11 protein-coding genes are annotated in these 20,502 nt (G+C 53.0%); 8 read left to right on the forward strand and 3 right to left on the reverse strand.

The genetic code is table 11. The annotated features are described in order from the left end of the window. Positions 1-98: 98 nt before the first annotated feature. Both G8770_RS12940 and G8770_RS12945 read right to left on the reverse strand, forming a co-directional pair. Entirely contained in the window at positions 99-1,697 is a 1,599-nt protein-coding gene (locus G8770_RS12940) for a succinylglutamate desuccinylase/aspartoacylase family protein (protein WP_208022242.1), read from the reverse strand. A gap of 824 nt (positions 1,698-2,521) precedes the next feature. Further along, positions 2,522-3,811, reverse strand: coding sequence for a sugar MFS transporter (locus G8770_RS12945; RefSeq protein WP_167187250.1), 1,290 nt, complete (start codon positions 3,809-3,811; stop codon positions 2,522-2,524). Positions 3,812-4,088: 277 nt separating this feature from the next. Between G8770_RS12945 and G8770_RS12950 the strand changes: the two genes are divergently transcribed. The 8 genes from G8770_RS12950 to G8770_RS12985 all read left to right on the forward strand — a co-directional run bounded on the left by G8770_RS12950 (position 4,089) and on the right by G8770_RS12985 (position 18,612). Beyond that, positions 4,089-6,749, forward strand: a complete 2,661-nt coding sequence (locus G8770_RS12950) for a glycoside hydrolase family 3 protein (RefSeq protein ID WP_167187253.1) — start codon at positions 4,089-4,091, stop codon at positions 6,747-6,749. Between the two features lie 3 nt (positions 6,750-6,752). Further along, the gene (locus G8770_RS12955) at positions 6,753-7,715 is read left to right on the forward strand and encodes a DUF4380 domain-containing protein (RefSeq protein ID WP_167187256.1); all 963 of its coding nucleotides are present in this window, start codon (positions 6,753-6,755) and stop codon (positions 7,713-7,715) included. 323 nt (positions 7,716-8,038) lie between these two features. Further along, a complete protein-coding gene (locus G8770_RS12960) occupies positions 8,039-10,891 on the forward strand; it encodes a TonB-dependent receptor (RefSeq protein ID WP_167187259.1) in 2,853 nt (950 codons plus the stop codon). Between the two features lie 326 nt (positions 10,892-11,217). Next, the gene (locus G8770_RS12965; protein WP_167187262.1) at positions 11,218-11,763 is read left to right on the forward strand and encodes an RNA polymerase sigma factor; all 546 of its coding nucleotides are present in this window, start codon (positions 11,218-11,220) and stop codon (positions 11,761-11,763) included. Beyond that, entirely contained in the window at positions 11,760-12,968 is a 1,209-nt protein-coding gene (locus G8770_RS12970) for a FecR family protein (RefSeq protein WP_167187263.1), read from the forward strand. Before G8770_RS12965 ends, G8770_RS12970 begins: the two co-directional genes overlap by 4 nt. 397 nt (positions 12,969-13,365) lie before the next feature. Next, complete coding sequence (locus G8770_RS12975) at positions 13,366-15,744, forward strand: TonB-dependent receptor (RefSeq protein WP_167187266.1); 2,379 nt, start codon at positions 13,366-13,368, stop codon at positions 15,742-15,744. A gap of 109 nt (positions 15,745-15,853) precedes the next feature. Beyond that, the gene (locus G8770_RS12980) at positions 15,854-17,377 is read left to right on the forward strand and encodes a tryptophan halogenase family protein (protein WP_167187268.1); all 1,524 of its coding nucleotides are present in this window, start codon (positions 15,854-15,856) and stop codon (positions 17,375-17,377) included. A 596-nt stretch (positions 17,378-17,973) separates the two neighbouring features. Next, positions 17,974-18,612, forward strand: coding sequence for a glutathione S-transferase family protein (locus G8770_RS12985; protein WP_243760476.1), 639 nt, complete (start codon positions 17,974-17,976; stop codon positions 18,610-18,612). Positions 18,613-18,698: 86 nt separating this feature from the next. On the opposite strand, the gene G8770_RS12990 is transcribed toward G8770_RS12985, so the two are convergent. Beyond that, a complete protein-coding gene (locus G8770_RS12990) occupies positions 18,699-20,450 on the reverse strand; it encodes a BatD family protein (RefSeq protein ID WP_167187271.1) in 1,752 nt (583 codons plus the stop codon). Between the last annotated feature and the right edge of the window lie 52 nt (positions 20,451-20,502).

A 20,502-nucleotide genomic window follows, 5' to 3' on the forward strand; every position in this document is an offset into this window, starting at 1 on the left:
CTCCTTTGTGTCACGCCGTAGTTCAAATCTATTGCCAATAGGGTTCAAGTCAGTGAATTGAACCCTGGCCCGAGTGCACTAAACCGACAGCGCAACGCCTATTCGGACTCTATGCTGGAGGGTGTCGTGGCCTTGCTGGTTGGGAGGTCCGCCGTACTGCCCGGTTCCTCGTTTAACACCTTATCGGCTTGCGACAGGTCAGCATCCAGAGGCTGGGAGGTTTCAGTATCATCGGCAGGCACGGCCTTGGTTTCATCTTTCGCAGCAATGCCGATATGGTAGGCCGCAAAACCCGGCAACATCACCTGGTTGAGGGCCATGCCTAAAATGCGGCCTTGGTGTGGAGACACCACATCGTGACTGACATTCGTAATGGGGTCAGTGACCGTGCCCAGGACATCACCGGCACTGATTTTTTCACCAAGCCGCGCCTTACTGAACAGGATGCCGCCATGATTGACCCGAATCCAGCTGGATTGGTAATACACCGGCTCGGGTTTGCCCCAAAAGCTGAACTTTTTGATCATACCCATGCTGTTGAGGAGAGTCTGAACCCCCGCAACGCCGTGACTGACAATGCTTTCCTGAAGTCGGTTGGGGCCTCCGGCCTCCAGAGTGACGGCGGGGATGCCATTTTCAGCGGCCGCACGGCGCAATGTGCCTTCCGCTCCCGTGCTGTGCAGTACGACGGTCGCACCAAAGTTATGGGTTAACTTGGCAATGTCCTTGTCCCGCAGGTCTGCTCGCAGTTGAGGTAAATTCGTTCGATCGAAAGAGCCGGTGTGTAAATCCACCAGAGCATCACAATGACTGATGACGCTGTTGAAAAAGGAATGTGCGATCCGGGATGCTGAACTGCCGGTATCATTGCCTGGAAAATAGCGATTGAGGTCACGGCGATCGGCCAGGTAACGGGAGTTTCGGCGGAAGCCTTGCAGGTTCACAATGGGGACACCAATGACTGCGCCGGACACTTCTTGCGGATCAAGACTATAAAGGACGCGACGTACAATCTCGATCCCGTTCAATTCATCCCCGTGGACTGCGGCGGTCAGGCACAGGGTCGGGCCGTTTTTTGCTCCGTTGACCACCAGTACAGGGGTGGGCATGGAAAGCCCTTCAAACGACAGACTGGGGGACCAGGCTAAACGAGTCGACGTCGAGGGCGGTACCTTGGTGCCGAGGATTAGCAGCGTATCGGCTGCTGGAATGTTTGCACTCAGCTCGGTTTGTGGCGTTTGGTCTGCGGTAGGCTTGGGGGTTTGTTTTGGGGTTGCATCATCTGCTGGCACGCCAGCTTCAGCCGCAGTTTTGGTTGCGGCCGCACCTTCTCCGGCGCTCGGCCGTCCAATCGCAGGGGGTTCGGTATGGGGGGGCTCTTCAACCGCGTTCAAGTCTTCTGTGGAAATGGGTTCGGCAAGATCGACGCTTTTGGCTTCGGGGACTGCCTGATCCGTTTCGGGGGGAGACGCGGGGCCACTGTCAGCCAGAGAGAGCGCTGCGCCCTGGCTGACAGTGGCGGCGTTGGTTGTGCGCGTTGGATTGTCGATACCAATGTGGGTGTTGTCACGGGGTGCGGAGGTTTTGACAATCAGTGTTCTGGCTTCTTCAGCAATATTTCGGGCTTCGATTTCATTCGCTACCGCCGCGTGACTGAAAAAAGCGACCGTTGCGGCACATAGCAACAGGCGACGCAAAGAGAATGATAGGTCTTTTACGGACAAACCTGAAATTTGATTAACAGGAGAGTGAAAAGGATCTTCCCTTTTTTGAACTTGTTTTTGAAAAAACGTTGCGCGCTTAATGGTCATTAATTGATAAACCTGAGGCCATAGCCGTGTTAAGAATAGTCTCTCGCTGTTAACTTAAAAAGTGTTATATGCGGTTGCCCCAATTATATCTAAAAATTGATCAAAAGTGCGCTAAATAATAAAAAATGCTGTGAGTACGAGGCTTGTTATTAAAATGAAACAGACGACAAAAATTGAAACTATTAGGTCAAAAGTGGTCGGAAAGTTCCCTTTTGCTTTGTTGTTGTCTGCCCGGGCTTTGTGGAAGCCAGAGCTGAAATTTAGCTTTACGCAATAGTACTGCAGCATGGTTTGTTGCCACAGTTGCTGTGTAACTTAAATGCGCCAGCTCTCCGGTAGCGATATGTTGGAAATATCATTACCAGGAAGAAAAGCGCTCAGGGAAGTTAAGAGATATAGCGAGAAACCAGAATCAATAGGGAAGGGTTCACTTTAGCCGGAGGCGTGCTGGGATGAGTGGAAAAACGGGATGCTCGTTGAAAGTTTCGAGTGATTTTTTTGATGGCATGTTTGCAAAGATAAAGTTCGATGATGTGCCGTGACACCATTTTTAAAATGCTGCGGACGGAGTCGCGTTTTCGCTATTAGTAATGGAGCTTCCGCCTTCCACAACCTGTTCGTCAACAGGTTGTGGTTTGTCAGTCATCTTCAGTGTTTGGAGTGGGCCGCTCGGTGAAGGCGTGATTTCGATTTGCTTCCTCGATTGAATGTTACTTGCCGGGTCCAGTGACGTTCTCCGTGGCAGTCACACACGTTGTTGCAATTTGTGGCAATGACCCTTTTTGGGGTTTGCAGCCTTTCAGACCGTAGTGGGTAATGTAGATGTAACATATCAGTGGTAGGTAAAAGGCCAGTTGCAGGCCCACGGCATCAGCAAACATGCCATGAAGGACGGGAATAATGGCTCCGCCAACAATGGCGCAACACAGGATTCCGGAGCCATGACTGGTTGCCGATCCAAGTTGGTTTAGAGCGAGACTGAAAATCACAGGGTACATGATAGAGTTAAAGAACCCCACTGCGAGGATGCTCCACATCGCGGTTGAACCCTCGCTATTAATAGCAATGGCAATCAAGAGCGCCGCCATACAGCTGTTAAACGCCAACACCTTGCCCGCGGGAATTTGACGCATTAGGGCTGCACCGATAAAACGGCCCACCATGGCACCGCCCCAGTAGTAGGTTATGTATTTTGCCGCCTGGGGTTCAGGCAGTCCCGCGATATTGGCTTCGCCTAAAAAATTGACTAAAAAACTCCCAATAGAAACTTCGGCGCCAACATAAACGAAAATCCCCACAGCGCCTAACACCAGGTGACGATGAGACCATGCCGAGTCGCGTGAAGAGCCCGCATCTTCCCGGTAGGTGATTTTGGGGAGTCTCACGCAATAGAAAATGAGCGCGAGGCCGGCCAGAGTCAAACCTAAAAATACATAGGGCCCTTTTACGCTGGCGGCTTCATTGCCGGCGGTAGCCGCCGATAAGATCAGAACGGCGCCGAACCAGGGCGCGATGGTTGTGCCCAAGGAATTAAAAGCCTGCGTCAGAGTCAACCGACTGGAGGCGGTGCCAGCGGAACCTAATGCCGTTACATAAGGATTGGCGGACACCTGAAGGATAGTAATGCCTGAGGCCAGGACGAACAGCGCCATCAGAAACAGCGGGTAGGTGTGATACGAACCCGCAGGAATGAACAAAAAGCACCCGATGCTGGCAATGGCCAAGCCGATCACGATGCCGTGTTGGTAACCGATTTTTTTTATCAGTCGGCCGGCGGGGATTGAGACTACAAAATAGGCACCAAAAAAACAAAATTGAACCAGCATGGCCTGGGTGTAGCTCAGGTCGAAGGCCGTTTTCAGGTGGGGAATTAATATGTCATTTAAGCATGTGATGAACCCCCACATAAAAAACAGGCTGGTTAAGGTCACCAATGCAAAGGTGTAATTGGAAGAGGTGGGTTCGTCGATTTCTACGTTGGTGGCAATCACTTCAGCCATAGGGTTCTCCGGATCGTTTTTTATCGTGGGTGCATTTAAGGGGTATTTGGTGCTCTTTAAGTCCGTCGATTTTTCCGCGTACAGGATTAGGACGCATGGCGGTTTGAATTCCGCCCGCGCAATATTTTATCGCTAACCCGGGTGAGTTCAGACGGCCAGGCTGGTGCTATTGCCGGATGTTTTGTGAGTCGGGCCTGGGGGAGTCAGGTGCCGGGGCGGATTGCAGAGGACTGTGCGTCTTACAAGAAGCTGATACAAACAGATTACTGGGGGGCAAATGAACAAATACCAAAAGATAGGTCAAGCCACGTTGGCACTGTGTGTTGTGATGATGTGCCTGCAGGGGTGTGATAGCGACATCACCGATGAGGCAACGGCGTCAACGGTGCTGCATCCGCCAGGCCGTTCCCAGGCAACGGTCAACGCTGCAGTCTCGGGCGTGTCAGCAGTGTCGGGTGGGGCGCAAGCCGCCGAGTGGCCCAATGTGGTCTCGGCGGTTGACCGTGATGCGGCGGTAGAAAACCGGGTGACGATGTTACTGGACAAGCTCACGCTAGAGGAAAAGGTGGGGCAGATCATCCAGCCTGAAATTAAATTTATCACTCCGGAGCAAGTAAAAAAATACCACATTGGCTCGGTTCTTAATGGTGGTGGGACCGCGCCAAACAACAATAAATTTGCGCCGGTCTCAGAGTGGGTAGCGATGGCCGATGCGTACTACACGGCTTCTGTGGCCGGCAATGGCGCGGGAGTTCCGCTGATCTGGGGCAGTGATGCGGTTCATGGTCACAATAACGTAGTCGGTGCTACGCTGTTTCCTCACAACATTGGCCTCGGTGCAGCTCGGGATAAGGATTTAATTCATCGCATCGGCGAGGCAACGGCACAGGAAGTGGCGGTGACCGGCATTGACTGGACTTTTGCCCCTACCGTGGCCGTGGCGCGCGATGATCGTTGGGGGCGAACTTTTGAAAGCTATTCAGAAGATCCGGAAATCGTTCGGGGGTACGCCAGGGAAATGGTGCAGGGCTTGCAGGGCGTCGGTGATCAGCTGCTGAATGAAACTCATGTGGTGGCCACGGCCAAGCATTTTCTCGGGGACGGCGGTACCGACCGGGGCATTGATCGCGGGGATACCCAGGTGTCAGAGTCGGAATTATTGACGATTCATGCGGCCGGCTTTATTGCCGCTCTTGAAGCCGGTGTGCAAACCGTTATGGCCTCCTTTAACAGTTGGAACGGTGTGAAGATGCACGGCAGTCAGTATTTGTTGACCGATATTCTCAAGGGGAAGCTGGGTTTTGATGGGTTTGTGGTCGGTGATTGGAACGGTCATCGTCAGGTCCCGGGCTGCAGTGTCACCAGTTGTCCCCAGGCCATTAACGCCGGGCTGGATATGTTTATGGTGCCCAGCGACTGGCAGAAACTCTATGAGAACACGCTGCAGCAGGTGCGAACCGGCAAGATCAGCAGGGCGCGTCTCGACGATGCCGTCAGCCGTATTCTTCGAGTGAAGGTGCGCGCCGGGCTGATGGACAAGGGGCTGGTGTCCAGGCGATCGCTGTCAGCCAAGCCGGAGTTGATGGGAGGCTTCGGGCACCGCGCTCTGGCTCGTGAAGCGGTTAGAAAATCCCTGGTCTTACTCAAAAATAATGGCGCTCTGCTGCCCATCAATCCCGCACAAAAAATTCTTCTGGCCGGCAGTGGTGCGAATGACATTGGCAAGCAAAGCGGCGGCTGGACCCTGTCCTGGCAGGGGACGGGCAATACCCGTGAGGATTTTCCCGGCGCCACATCCATTTTTGACGGTTTCCGAAAAGTGATACTTGAGGCCGGAGGCAAGGTGGAGCTGAGTCTGAATGGCAGTTATTTGGAGCCACCGGATGTCGCTGTCGTCGTTATTGGTGAAAACCCATACGCCGAATGGCACGGGGATATAGCGTCTATTGAATATCAGTACGGTGTCAAAGAAGATCTGGCGCTGTTGAAAAGGCTCAAGCAGGCGGGGATTCCTGTCGTTACGGTGTTTCTTTCCGGCAGACCCCTGTGGGTGAATAAAGAGATCAACCTGTCGGATGCCTTTGTGGCGGCATGGTTGCCGGGCTCTGAAGGCGATGGCGTTGCGGATGTGCTGGTGGGGGACAAACAGGGTAAGGCGCGATATGACTTTGTGGGTAAATTGTCATTTTCCTGGCCGAAGTATGTTCACCAAACGCCACTCAATCATCGGGATCCGGATTATGACCCGCTGTTTGCCTATGGTTATGGCCTGAGCTATTCGGACTCCACAGTGATGGCCGCGGATTTACCGGAAGCAACGACACTGCCAAGCAGTGGTGAACTGGAGGATGCATGGTTGTTTGTGTCGAGAACCTTGTCACCCTGGGGGCTGTTCATCGCCAGCGGCTCAGGCGATCCGGTCGAAGCCACCGGAAACAGCCACCTCAGTGGTGACAATGAAAACCTCAGCGTACTCTCCGTCGATAAGGAATCACAGGAAGACGCGCGAAAAATTCGCTGGCTGGGGCTGGAGCAAGGGCGTGCCTACCTGGCCGCGAAAAACCCTCAGGATTTATCCGCCTTCGCCCAGCGCAATGGGTATTTACAGTTGGATTTGCAAGTCACAGAGGCCCCATCAAGCTCGGTGATGGCGGCCATCGGGTGCGGCGAAGGTTGTGAAGTCGCAACGTCGCTGGATTCGATATTGCGCGAATGGCCTCTGGGAACATGGCGTTCGGTGACAATTGATTTGCAGTGCTTCCACAATGACCGCATGGACTTCAGTCGCGTGAACGTGCCGTTCTCCCTGTCGACGGAGGGCAGCCTCACCGTATCGGTGGCCAATGTGAAAATCATCCCCCGAACCGCCGACCCGTCTTCTGCGACCCGGCTAGTGGGCTCCTCTGAGCAGGTTGCACTCAGTTGCAGTGGTAGCTGAGTGATGTCGGAAAATACGCAACGGCTCAGCGTGGTGTGTGACCGGTCTGCTTTCTCGATGTTTCGTTACTGGCTCAGGGTGACGGTGTGCATCGGCATGATCCAATGTGCGTCCGCGGACTCAGAGGCTCGGCAGGGTGAAGGTTCAGCGGTGTTACTGGGAACGTCACAACGCTCAATCACGGTTGAACCGGAAACGGGAGGACGAATCAGTTCTTTTAAGGTGGCCGGACGAGAGTTTTTGTACGGCAAATCTGCCGCAACAGCGGGGAGTAACAATTGGGGGTCTACCTTTTGGGTGAGCCCGCAGAGCCTTTGGAATTGGCCTCCCGTTCCAGAGCACGACAGTTTGCCGTATGGCATTCGACAGCTTCAGGCCCGGAGCCTGTCCCTGGTGGGTCGCCCGGGCTTGGGGGTTCAGCTCTCGAAAGAGATTGAATTGCCCTCCGGTGATCAACATCGGGTGAAATTAACCTATCGTCTGCAAGCGGCGAAACATTTCAGCGAAATTGCGGCATGGGAGGTCACAAGAGTCCGGCGAAGAGGCTTGGTGCTTTTCCCGGCTCGGGCATCCAGCCTGGCAATACCGATGGGAGACGTGTCGTATCAGGCTTCAGATAAAGTGGTATGGATTGATCTGGACAGTCAGGACAAGCCTCCAGAAGGTAAATTGACCGCCAATGGGGTGGAGGGGTGGCTGGCCTGGATTGATCGCGGCGTAGTTTTCATGAAACGCTACCCACGGGTTGACGCTGATCGTGTGGCCACCGGTGAAGGTGATGTGGAAGTGTATTTAAGTGGTCAGCAGGAGTACATGGAATTGGAGGTGCAAAGTGCGGCACAGACCCTGGCTGAGGGGGACAGTTTGTCCTGGGAGGTGCACTGGTTGGTGGCGGACGTGCCGGAAGGGCTTCGGGTTGAGGTGGGCAATGCCGAGTTAGTCAACTGGTTAAGGACGCTGAGGTAAACCGGGCCACAATCAGAAACAGTTGATGTCCCTTATGGGGATGAGTAGTATCTGATCTCTTAGGGAGTCATAGACGACTCAGGTACCTTATACCTTCCCCAATACATCAAGTCGTTGATGGAATGTAAGGGATAGTACCGAATGTAACGTATAGTACCTTTTTAAAACGTGCAGTCAGAATGTAAAGCATCAAGTGTTACACCGAAAACCCGCGCAGTGGCTTTTCGGTGTGCGGTTTAACACATCATAACAATAAGATAGGGCTGTCTGTATTGATGCTGGCGAACAGGCGGACCTTAAACAGAACTCGAGTTTTACGGTTTATGCCCGGACCCTCCGCAGTAGTGGTATTGCTTCTTACCCTGTCGACAACGCCGGCGAGTCAAGTGCTGGCTGCATCATCAGGAACGGATGCCGGGTCCAGCCCAGAATCTGCAGTCGAAGCGTCGCCCGTGCTGGCCGAACCAGCTGATCCCAAAATATCTTCACAACCCTCTTCCACGCCGCAAGTTCATCCCCCCATTGCTGTTCGCTCGGTTCAATTCAATATTCCTGCACAAAGGTTGTCAAAAGCCTTGCTGGTGTTTTCTCAGCAAAGTGGTGCCGCGGTTTTGATGCCATCCGAATTAGACCGGACATTACAAATAGAGGCGCCTGCCTTAAATGAACGTATGGCTATCGAAGCGGGGTTGCGGCGATTATTGTCCCAGTCTGAATTAACGTTCGAAATGGTGAGTGATCAGAGTTTCATTATTGTGCCTGTTGCGGAGGCGGGAGCGTCTGCTGTCGTTGGGGTTGGCCCGGGGCGCCAAAGAGCCACTATCGAAGAAATCACGGTGACGGCCACCAAGCGGGAGACACGATTGCAGGACACCCCGCTGGCAATTACCGCACTGGATCAGCACGTTCTGCACGAACATCGAGTATCGAGTCTGTTTGATTTTATGGCCTTGGTGCCAAGCTTGCAGGTTGCCCGCCGCGGTGATCATTCGGCATCCATGTTGTATTTGCGCGGGGTGGGCTCTGACAACCCGACCGAGGCCGGGGATTCCGGGGTGGCCACGCACGTGGACGGCATCTACAGCAGTCGCAGTCAGGGGGCTGCGGTTTTACTGTATGACCTTGCTCAAATTGAGGTGCTGCGTGGACCACAGGGAAGTCTGTTCGGTAGAAACTCAACCAGTGGCGTCGTCAATTACCACACGAACGCACCTGCGCAAGAGTTTGAAAGCAGATTGGAGTTGGCCATGGGCAACTATCAATATCAGTCTGCCCGGGGGGTGTTGAATGTTCCTGTGACCGACAGCTGGGCGATACGGCTTGCCGGGGCGCTTGAAAAGCAGGACGGGCAGCTGGACTTCGCCAGGGGGTCTGTTTCAAATCGCGAGGCGGATCAGTACAACAACCTCGATCACGACAGTGTACGACTTAGCTCAAGCTGGAAAATCAACGAGGCTGTTAATTGGTGGCTGAGCTACGAACGATTCAACGACCACAGCAGCGGTAATTTGCCGGCCGTTGATTACGACGAACCGGTGCTCATTGATTCTTTGGGGGTGACGGACCTGGAAATGACCAGCGTTCGAAGCCGACTGGACTTTCATGTCAATGAGGCTCTGCATGTGGCTTACATCGCGGGCTATACCAGTATGGATCGCACGCAAAACTGGGATGGTGATGGCGTCAGTCCCTTAGGCAGTGAGACCAATCCCCTGCAGTATCATCAAAATAACCAGACGGTTTGGTCCGATTACTACTCGCGGCAACATGAAATTCAATTTAAGGGGGGAGACGGGCAACGATTTCAGTGGCTGCTGGCCTATTTTTCTTTTGAAGAGGAAACCGATATACGCTTTGACCTGGAGCATCAGGATGCCACTGGCAGTGGCTGGGGAGGTGCAGCTTCGCACAGTTTTCAACAGCCGCATCGCGGGTCCAGGTTTGCCGCGGCTTATGGTCAGGTGAGCTATGACTTCACTGACCGTTGGGGTGCAGCGATGGGAGCGCGAACCGGGCGGGATCAACGTTATGACAAAGGCGGCAGAAATGTCGGTTGTCCCGACCTGATCAGGGCCGACCGGCATGGTGATTTAGGGGACATTGCGGTGAATCGGGAATCGGCTTCGGACGGTCAGTGTTTTGTCTCCAGCTACAACGATGTGGATCAGGCGTGGGGCAGTACCACCTACATGGCCAGGCTTGAATACCGGCCTACCGACGACATCTTGCTCTATTGGATGTACGCAGAAGGTTTTAAGCCCGGTATCGTTGAAGACGGCAACAGTCTGAAAGGACTTTTCAGTGGACCTGACGATCCCGGGTTTCAGACAGCGTTGATGGAAACCATTGCCATCAACAATGGCGATCAAGGCAATGCTGCGGCGTATATTGAGCCTGAGCAAAGCCGCAACCTCGAATTTGGCTTTAAACTCACCTTGTTGCAAAATGCGGTGACGTTAAACGGGGCGCTGTTTAAAACCGCCTACGATGATCTTCAGGTGTCCAGTGTGGCGATCGATGCCGTGGGCAGTGAGGTGTTTCGAAGTTCCAACGCCGCCTCCGCCACGATCAATGGCCTGGAGCTGGAGCTGAATTGGGCCACGTCGCTGCATGGCCAGCTGAGTGGGCAATTGTCGTTTTTGGATGCCCGCTACGACAAGTTTTTGGCCATCGACAGCAGCTTTCCCCAGTATGGACAGACCTGGAATCCCAGTGCCCATGACCCCAGCGTGCCCGACCTGGTGGATTACAGTGGTAACCAAATGAAACAGGCGCCTAGGTTTCGATTCAGTGTGGCCTACAAACATCACTTCCGCTTGAGTTCAGGGGCTCACCTGACGCCGTCGGTGCTGTTGACCTATTCTGACAAAGTGTACTTCAGTGAAGCCAACCGCGAGCATCGCAGTGGTCAGTTGCTGGATAATCGGACCGGTCAATGGGTCGCGGACCCCAGTGGCGCAGCCAGTCACATCGACGTTCAGCCTGCCTATTGGATGGTGAACGCGAGGTTTAAATTCGAACCACTGAAAGGCCCGTGGTGGCTTGAGGGGTACGTTGAAAACCTGACAGATGAACAAGTCGCCTATGATGTCTTTGGCATTGAGGCCGCTCAGCCCCGGTTTTATTTGGCAGCCCCCCGGACTTTGGGCGTAAGGGTTGGCTTTCGCTTTCACTGATTGGCTTCCATTGGCTTTGATTGACTTCGATCGGCTTCCATATTGCGCCGCACGGCCTGCTGATTTCAGCGTCGGGCTGTGGCTGATAGTTTTTGGCTATAAAATAGCAGCGTATCCAACAGCTATAATTCAGTGTGTTAGCGCCACGCATTTTTTTTCACTGCAGGGGGGCGGACCGAAGGGGCTCTTGCGTCTTATGGGTAAGACACCTTCAGCTTCCAATAAGAAAAAGCGTTTGAGCGGTGTTCATAGAGAGAGCCAGTGAGCATGTATTTTAATAACAGACATACAATGACCTTGATATGGTTGATAGCAGGTGCTGACCTTTGAACGCGTCCACCAGTATGGCAAGCGTGAATATCGGTAAAGATCTGGATTATTACTATGGTGAATATCGCCAGGAGCTGTGTCGCTATGCCGCTCAAAAATTCGGTATCGCGTACACTGAAGCCGAAGATGTCGTGCAGTCGGCGTTTGCACGATTGGCAACCATGTTGGGCACGAGCAAAATTGAAAATGTTCGTGCGTTTTTGTACCGCACGGTACATAACGCCTGTATTGATTTGATTCGACGCAGGCAGGTGCGGGAAAGTTACAGCCAGTCCAAGCAAGCCGACGACGCTGAATTGAACCACCTGGGGCCTGAGCGGACGGCGTTGAGTCAACAGTTTGTGCAATTGATCTCCCAGGCTCTGGGCCTTATGCCGGGAAAAAGAAGGAAATTGTTGTTAATGAATCGTATCGATGGTCTTTCGTATGCGGAAATTGCACGTCGTGAAGACCTGTCCGAAACTGTGGTCAGAAAGCATGTGTCAAAGGCCTTGGCGGATTGCCAGAAGGCATTACGGCCAGGTTCTGGAGACAGTCAATGAATCACAATCAGGTTGAGTATCCCGCAAACAACGGGGTCACGAACAGCGCCGACATCTCCGGACTTTCCAGCAGTGATTGGGAGCGGATTGAGGCGCAGGCAAGAACGTGGTTTTTGCTGCAGCAGGAGCGAACCCTGAGCGACGCAGAGCAAATTGAATTTGCCGCGTGGTTGAGGCTGCAGCCCGCACACCAATACGCCCATGAACAGCTGCAAGACATCTGGCAAGGGATGGCGGAGGCCGAGGCTGTGCGGCAAGTAACGGAAACCGCTTTGGCGTTTGAGTCAGAGCTGAGTTATGGAACGCCGGGAGTTGCCGAGCCCTCAGGCCTTACTCCGTCTTCACGTACCTCAGCGCCCACAAGTCTCCTTGAGACAGTTCAGCAAAAAGTGGAGGCATGGTGTTCAAAACTGGGCAGCGAGAGTTTGCACGCGAGATGGGCCGTTGCGAGTGCGGCGGTACTGGTCGTCGGCTCGTTGGTTTGGATGTATGGTGGTGAGAGTGGACCGGCCTTGCCCGAGCTCCAAACCTACCGTACCGCAATCAGCGAAATTAGAGAGCTGCCGTTAACAGACGGCAGCGTCGTAACCTTGGGGGCTGAATCAATCCTGACGGTGAAGTTTGAAGAGGGAAAACGCCAGGTTCAGCTGAAAAGAGGGCAGGCTTTCTTCAATGTCGCCAAGGACTTGAACCGACCTTTCTTTGTGGCAACCCGGCACGCAACGGTACGGGTTGTTGGAACACGATTTGAGGTGTACCAAAACCTGGACCAGGTAAAGGTTTCTGTGGAAGAAGGGGTTGTTGAGGTCATGCGAAATTCGGCGGCTTCGCCACCTCATGTTCAGAGCCGTCTATCAGATCCGCTTCAGGAGCAGACCTTGGTGGCCGGTCAGCAGGTCAAGGCATCGGCTGTCGGAATTGGCAGGGTCCAGCAGCTGGTTGGGTATAAAGTGGCTGGCTGGCGTGATGGGCGTTTGGAGTACCGGGATACCCGGCTGGCGGATGTGATTGCGGATGTAAACCGCTACCGCGATGGAAAGATTTCGCTCGGCACCGAGTCTCTGAAAAACACAAAAATCACCACGTCTTTTTCTGTCGATCAAGTGGATACTGTCGTGTCGATGCTGGAAAAATCCCTGCCCGTGACGGTTCATCAGGAGTCCGATGGTCGGGTTTTGATCTTGCCAAAGTCCACGGGTCAATAATGATGAAGGCACTAAGCGTTATGTTTTCTGGTCTCTGTCGTTTGTGGTGTCCCTGAAGTTTGCGGTGTCTCTAAAGTTTTTTGGTGTCTCTGAAGTGAGTAGTGCTTCGGTAGGTATGTTGTTTCTTTAGTTTGTATTACTTCTATCGTCGAGCTCGTTGTTGAACTTATTGCCAAGGCCTTTCAAAGGCCTTTTTTTTCGCCTGTCGCATATGCAGAGGTGTCAATCACTGAGAACAGGTCTTGTCGTTTTTAAATGCAGCATGACTGGACCGAAACAGTTGGAAAAATAGGTAATTAAATTTACAGGGGGAGCGGTTTGCTATTTTCATCCGTCTTATTTAATAGCGTTGAAGTGATGATAAAAGCGTAATTAAAATAATGTCGGAGGAGTTGTAATGCTCAGTAACTATAAATTGAATGCCTTGTCCGCAGTGATTTCTGCTGCGATCACCTTGCCTGCACTGGCGGCAGGCTCTTATGAACTGGAGGAAGTGGTTGTAACCGCAACCAAGCGAACAACCAGCTTGCAAGATACGCCGTTGGCGATTTCTGCCTTTGATGAAAGGGTATTAAAAGAAAATCACGTCACCAATATTTATGACTTGCGTGGTATGGCGCCAAGTTTACAAATTCGTTCCAATGGCGATCACGGGGTACCACTGATCTTCATACGCGGCCAGGGCACGATCGATCAGACTGAGGCGGGAGACCAGTCCGTTGCGTTTTATACCGACGGTGTCTTCTCTGCCCGCTCACAGGGTTCTACCGCCATGATGTATGACATGGAGCGGGTGGAAGTCTTGCGTGGGCCACAGGGTACACTGTTTGGTCGCAATTCGACGGCCGGGGCGGTCTCGTTAATCACCGCCAAACCGAAGGATGAATTTGAAGCGAATGTCAGTGTGTTATTGGGCAGTCGTGACCGGCATGAGCTGAGATTCATGTTGAACACACCGGTAACGGACAATTGGGCTTTACGGTTTGCCGGTGTGTCTGACGAGCAGGATGGCGAGACGGATATCGTTTCACCCAGCCCCTTTGCTGGCGAAGACAATTACGGTACCAAGGATATGTTGTCGTATCGCCTGGGCTCAATGTTCACGCCCAACGAAAACATTTCGTGGTTTTTGTCTTACGAAAAATTCAAGAATCAAGGCACGGGTGATGTGACTACACCTGACGGCGAGGATCGTGAAAACGTTGCAACGGCACCCGGCGAACTGGATCTGGATGTGGACAGCTTTCGTACACGGTTTGATTACACGTTTTCAAATGACATGATGTTCAGCTATATCGGTGGTTATACCGACATGTCACAAACCCAGCTCTACGGGAATGAGGCTCAGGGTGATACTCGTGAAACGGTTTCTTCGGGACATTCAGCGACGCAGCACGAAATCCAGTTAAAGAATTCGGATGACAAACGCTTCCGCTGGACGGCGGGTTTGTTCTGGTTTGAAGAAGAAAATGATATCCGCTTTGATATGCGACACAGCAGTTGGGGTTTTACTGCAGCCGATGGTCCGGTCACCCTGTCATCGTTTAATCAGCCCGATCGGACACTGGAGTCGAAAAGCGGCTATGTGCAGGGAACCTTTGACATCACTGAAAATTGGCGTGTTACCGCAGGCTGGAGGCGCACGGATGATACCCGCCAGGACCAGGGGGGGCGCAGTATCGATTGTAACTACGACCATGGTACAGGACCTATCAACATCGATTATCCTTCCCGGGCGGCGGCAGATGCCTCAGGTATGAGTGACATTTGCTTCTATCGCCAGGTGAATGATATGAAGGATTCCTGGAGCAATGATACCTACCTGGCGCGTTTGGAGTGGGATGTGAGTGACGACATCATGTTGTTCCTGTCCTATGCCACAGGTTGGAAGTCCGGAGTGTTGGTGGATGGTCGGGATGCCAATACGGATCCTTCAGCGGGACCGCTTAATACCAATGACAACCCTAACATTGCGGCGAACAACTCACTGATTCAACAACCGGAAGAAAATGACAGTTTTGAACTGGGGATGAAATCTTCGTTGCTCGATGGCCGGATGACGTTGAACGCCAACTTGTTCTACATGGACTATACGGATATGCAGGTGACCTCGGCGGTTATTGATCCGGTCACCACAGAATCGGTATTAACCAAAACCAATGCCGGTTCGGCGACGATTCAAGGTCTGGAGTTCACCATGAATTTTGCCATGACCGAAAACGGTGTGTTGACATTGACGGGGTCGCTGCTCGATGCCACGTATGACGAATACATCGGTTCTGAAACCAACTTTAACAGCGAAGCCGGTCTGCAGTGGAACGATTGTGGCACGGGGCGTGATCCTGCCGGTGGATGTGTGGACGGACTGTGGGATTTCTCCGGAAATACTTTACCTAACGCCCCCGAGGTTATGTTGAGCCTGGCGTACAAGCACGACTTTATACTCAGCAGTGGTGCAACGCTTACCCCCCGTGTTCGGTTAACCTATCAGGACGACACGTATTTGACCTACGAAAATCGGGGTGATCGACCCGCTGGCAGTTTCAGTGCGACTGATCCGGGCGAAACTGATATGGATGTTCAGGAGGCCTACACCAAGATTGACGCCAGTGTGGGTTACACCAATCAGGCCGGAACCTGGGATCTGGAGTTGTATGTCAATAACCTGACGGATGAACAGATCAAACAGGAACTTAATATTGGACCTGTTGAAACGTTTGTAGGTTGGGCACCTTCCCGGGAAGCCGGCGTCAGGTTTAGCTACAATTTTGATTAACCCTTTGGGTTTTCATACGATTCAAAGTCAGGTCTTGAATAGCTGACCTTTTGGCTCACCTCTCACGAGGTGGGCCCTTTTTGTTTATCCTACCTGAGGGTGCTGGATTATGGTCCATACACGCAACAACAATAACAGTATTCGCCAAATTGTGATTGTGGGCGGTGGTACGGCCGGGTGGATTACGGCCTGTTCTCTGTCCAAGGTGTTGTCCGCAGGCGATTACGCCATTACGCTGGTGGAGTCGGACGCTATAGGTATTATTGGTGTCGGCGAGGCTACGATTCCGACCATTCGTGATTTCCATAAAATGCTTGGTATTGATGAAGCTGAGTTTGTTCGCAAGACGCAAGCCAGTTTTAAACTCGGGATTGAATTTCACAACTGGCGCAATAAAGGTGAGTGCTATTTTCACCCCTTTGGTCAGCACGGCAGAGAGTTTGATTCTGTTTCCTTTCACCAATATTGGATGCGTGCCAACCAGGCCGTGGACTGCGGCGATTTGTCCGAGTTTTCGTTGTGCACCCTGGCGGCGGCGGCGGGTAAATTTGTGCCTTCAAACAATGACCCTCAGTCGGTCTTGTCCAACATGGGCTACGCCTATCACTTTGATGCGTCTCTCTATGCGAATTTTTTGCGAGAGATCGCTGAAAAGGCGGGTGTAAAGCGTGTCGAAGGCAAGGTGGTGGATGTCAGGCAAAACCCTGAAAATCGTCACATCGACAGTATCTTTCTGGAATCGAACCAACAAATTGATGGCGATTTGTTCATTGATTGCAGCGGCTTTGCGGGTCTGTTGATTGGTAAAACCTTAAACGCCGAGTTTGACGACTGGTCTCACCTATTGCCAGCCAACCGCGCTGTTGCGGTTCCGACCAAGAATGTCGGTGCTACCAAACCTTACACCATGTCCATTGCGCACCCTGCAGGCTGGCAGTGGCGCATCCCACTACAGCACCGCACGGGCAATGGCCTGGTCTACAGCTCAACGTTTATGTCTGATGACGAAGCCACGGCCACGTTGATGTCCAATCTCGAAGGTGAAGCCCTGGATGAGCCCAGATTGCTGCGTTTTCGCACCGGCCGACGTAAAAACGCCTGGGTTAACAATTGTGTCGCTATTGGCTTGGCGGCGGGTTTTCTCGAGCCTCTCGAATCCACCGCCATTCACCTGGTGCAATCGGCAGTGTCGCGGCTGTTACAGATTTTTCCCGGCCGGGAATTTAACGACGCCGATATCCGCGAATACAATCAGCAAACCGCTCGGGAGTACGATCTGGTGAGAGATTTTGTCGTGCTTCACTATCACGCGACTGAGCGAACCGAACCACTGTGGGAGTACACCCGAAATATGGCGGTGCCGGATTCCTTAACGCAGAAGATTGAACTGTTTAAAAACCGCGGCAGATTTTTTGACCGTCAGGATGATTTGTTCAAAAAAGCCAGCTGGCTGAGTGTCATGCAGGGGCAGGGCATCCACCCCGGAGCCTACGACCCTGTGGCGGATGCGAAGCCCCTGGATCGACTCATCGAAGTGATGCAGCAGATGCGTCATGTGTTCCGTGAAAGCGTCGACGCGATGCCGACACACGATGAATTCATCGCGGAGCACTGTAAAGCCAGGCCTTTTTAAGGCGGCCCATTGGGTGTTAATCCTTTCTGTTCTTGCAGAATTTTCTGTAGCCCGGTCAGACGTGTTAGCGCAGTCCGGAGCTTTAACGCTACCGGGGCTTTCCCTTAACCTGGCTCAAAACCCCAGCGTTGAGACTCGGGCACCAGGTCATTGATAAAAAACGCAACCGCAGGTTTTATAGCAGCTCAGCCATACAGGTGGAGTCGTCCTGTATCCGTTTGCGTTTTATCTGGCGATAGTCCCGTGAGGTCAATCAATGATTGCCTGTTGCAGAGACGACAGGTAGGGGCGTTTTCATTAATTCCAGCCCAGGCCAATTGCACGTTGTAGCGCCGCCTCATCTGATATCGTTTGTGTTGTTGACCTCTCCCGTAACGTGTACTTGAGTGGCGGTAATCGTTATTATTGCGCGAACGGCGATTGGCTGATCGCACCGGCCAAGGGGGCGCTTGCAGTAATGTTTTGCCAGAGCAGGCCTTTAGAGCCCTTATGTTTGTTGATATTGACGTCGGCAGTTGATCAAGCGGCTAGCTGAAAGAGCGCTTTTAAATCCACCTTTTGTGGCTGGCGGATCATTTGAATTAATGGGTAATTTTATGAGTATGAAACTGTGGCACTGCAAAGATACGCGGTCACTGCGGCCCTTATGGACGCTAGAAGAGTTGGGGCTGGATTGTGAGATAGAGGTTCTTCCTTTTCCCCCGCGCTTTCTGCAAAAGGAGTATCTGGACACGAATCCTCTTGGCACTGTTCCATACTTTCAGGATGGTAAGGCTACCATGACCGAGTCGACCGGTATCTGTCACTATCTGGTGGAAAAACACCCAGACACCAGCTTGCGTATAGCGCCGGATCATCCGGATTACGGCAGTTACATTAACTGGTTGTTTCACAGCGATGCGACTTTGACCTTCCCGCAGACACTGGTACTTCGCTACGGCCGATTCGAATCAGCAGAACGTCGCAATCCTCAGGTTGTGGAGGACTATCGACGCTGGTATTTGGCGCGCTTACAGAGGCTCAACCACCATCTGCTGGACAATGAGTTTCTGTGCGGCGGACGTTTTACCGTTGCCGACATCGCGGTTCACTACGCGTTGTTTTTAGGGGAGCTGGCGGGCTATGCCAACGAATATGAAGAGCAAACTTTTGAATACCTGCAACGCTTAAAAAAGCGACCTGCTTTTGAGCGAGCGCGGGCTTACAGTCATCCCGCTCAGCCTCAGCCGTTCTAGGAATTACCGGGATAATTTAGATTGTCGCGGCTTCCTTCTCACATGACCCCGTTACAAATGTGTAGCGGGGCCTTCGCACGCAGGTTCTAACCATACAGTGGTGGCAGGCCGGAATCGGTTTGCGCCTTATCGCGGGCAACACCGTGTCGACGTATATCAATAATCGCCTGCTGCAGCGGCTGTGCGTCAAAGCGCGAAGAGCCCTGCCCATACAGACTGGCTTCCAACTGATTCAGGGAGGCCGCCAGTGGCGGCCAGATATCACCGAGTTGATGCAGCGACGACAGGTTGGGGGCGTTTTCATAAACCCTGGCCCAGGCCAGTAACGCGGTGCGAATGGTCTGCGGCTCTGCACCTTGCAAGGCCTGCTTGAGCTTCCTGTAGGCCTGCTTCTCGGTGGCTTGTGTGTCCGTGGCAGCAGCGGGTGTGCTGGCGGTGGCCGTTGATGTTTTACGGGCGGTTCGCCACAGCATCGCGAAAAACAGGGTAGAGAACGCCAACAGCACGGTGGTGTAGAACCAAAGTCCCCGCTGCTGGAGTGACCCGGAAAAGGAGGCAGGAGCCAACGGGGAGGGTTGGGCGGCATCCTCGGCAGCGTATTGTTGGCTGGGGTCTTGTTGGGCTCCTGAGGCCGGGTTCGGGCTTGTTGCGGCGCGGCTCTCGGCGACCTGGATGGTTTGCACCGGCAAGCTGGCTTCCTGGATGCGATTATTGACGGTATCCCACCAGGTCAGGGTGACGGCGGGCAGGGTTATGGTGCCAGGCTGGCTGGGAACAATGGCATAGCTTTCGGTTTTAACGGTGTTTATGCCGGCTGCGGAGACGGTTTCATCGGCCTGGGGCTGATCCGGGTAATATTTAACGCCGCGGATGTCCTGTATGGACAGCGGTGGCAATTGTGACGCCATTAACCCTTTGGCGTGGATCGAGATGGTGCGGGTAATGGGCTCACCCACCTTGAAGTTATTCGGCTCCTGACTCCAGCTTTGGCTGAGCTCGATCTGCGAGGCGGGGAGCCATTGAGCTGCGGTGTAATTGCCGGGCTTGGGCAGCACATCAATGGTGTCGCCTTCGCTTCTCAACCGCAGTCGCTGGCCGCCGCGGCTGAGAAAGGGGTCATAGCGATAGCCCTGGTTATTTTGCACCGCAACCGTCCAGAGTACCGGTGGAATGGTGAGTACTCCGCTCTTTTGCGGGAAAATTGCGTACGAGGTTTCAACCACGCCATAGGGCCGGCCATTGATGTTTTTCTGGTATTGGTTTTCAGCGACTTGCTTGACCAATGCGTCGGGGACGGCGAAATCGCCGCGATCCAACCCGCTCAGGTCAACCGATGTGAACAGGCGAATGGTGTAGATCAGTTGTTCCTGTACAAAGGCTTTGTTCTTGCTGATGACGGTTTCGATAAAAACCGGTTTTTCACTGTCGATACCGGTGGTGCCGGAGGGTTTTTCGACACTAATCTCTATGGCATCGCTGTAACTGCCTTCGTACTCAAACGAGGGGATTAACAGTTTGCCTTCTTTTTTGGGGGCCAGTACCAGCGACCATTGTGTCCAGGATTCCGCTTTACCATTGATGCTGCGATACTGGTTGCCACGTTGCTGGCTGAGAATGTCGAAATTTTGCTCCAGCCCGGAAAAATCCGGTTCGCCAAACATTACCTGCTCGTTATAGCGCACGGTGAGCTTGAACGTTTCTTCGAGACTCAGTTGCGTGCGATCGACGCGTGAAGACAGTTGCCCCTGTGCCTGCACCATGCTGGTAAAGAACAGGGTAAACGCCAGCACCCATAAGGCTGGTAAAGACGTGGTATTGAGTGAAGATCGGGTATTCATAGTCTTTATCAATGTCGCTGTTGTATGGTCGTTCGGGGTTTGTTAAACAAAC

Source organism: Pseudomaricurvus hydrocarbonicus (genome assembly GCF_011602365.1).
Classification (GTDB): Bacteria; Pseudomonadota; Gammaproteobacteria; order Pseudomonadales; family Cellvibrionaceae; genus Pseudomaricurvus; species Pseudomaricurvus hydrocarbonicus.

Excerpts from the sequence above, each read along its gene's own strand:
- G8770_RS12945 (WP_167187250.1), bottom strand. The coding sequence starts at position 3,811 with ATGGCTGAAGTGATTGCCACCAACGTAGAAATCGACGAACCCACCTCT.
- G8770_RS12950 (WP_167187253.1), top strand. The coding sequence starts at position 4,089 with ATGAACAAATACCAAAAGATAGGTCAAGCCACGTTGGCACTGTGTGTT.
- G8770_RS12955 (WP_167187256.1), top strand. The coding sequence starts at position 6,753 with ATGTCGGAAAATACGCAACGGCTCAGCGTGGTGTGTGACCGGTCTGCT.
- G8770_RS12960 (WP_167187259.1), top strand. The coding sequence starts at position 8,039 with ATGCCCGGACCCTCCGCAGTAGTGGTATTGCTTCTTACCCTGTCGACA.
- G8770_RS12970 (WP_167187263.1), top strand. The coding sequence starts at position 11,760 with ATGAATCACAATCAGGTTGAGTATCCCGCAAACAACGGGGTCACGAAC.
- G8770_RS12975 (WP_167187266.1), top strand. The coding sequence starts at position 13,366 with ATGCTCAGTAACTATAAATTGAATGCCTTGTCCGCAGTGATTTCTGCT.
- G8770_RS12980 (WP_167187268.1), top strand. The coding sequence starts at position 15,854 with ATGGTCCATACACGCAACAACAATAACAGTATTCGCCAAATTGTGATT.
- G8770_RS12985 (WP_243760476.1), top strand. The coding sequence starts at position 17,974 with ATGAGTATGAAACTGTGGCACTGCAAAGATACGCGGTCACTGCGGCCC.
- G8770_RS12990 (WP_167187271.1), bottom strand. The coding sequence starts at position 20,450 with ATGAATACCCGATCTTCACTCAATACCACGTCTTTACCAGCCTTATGG.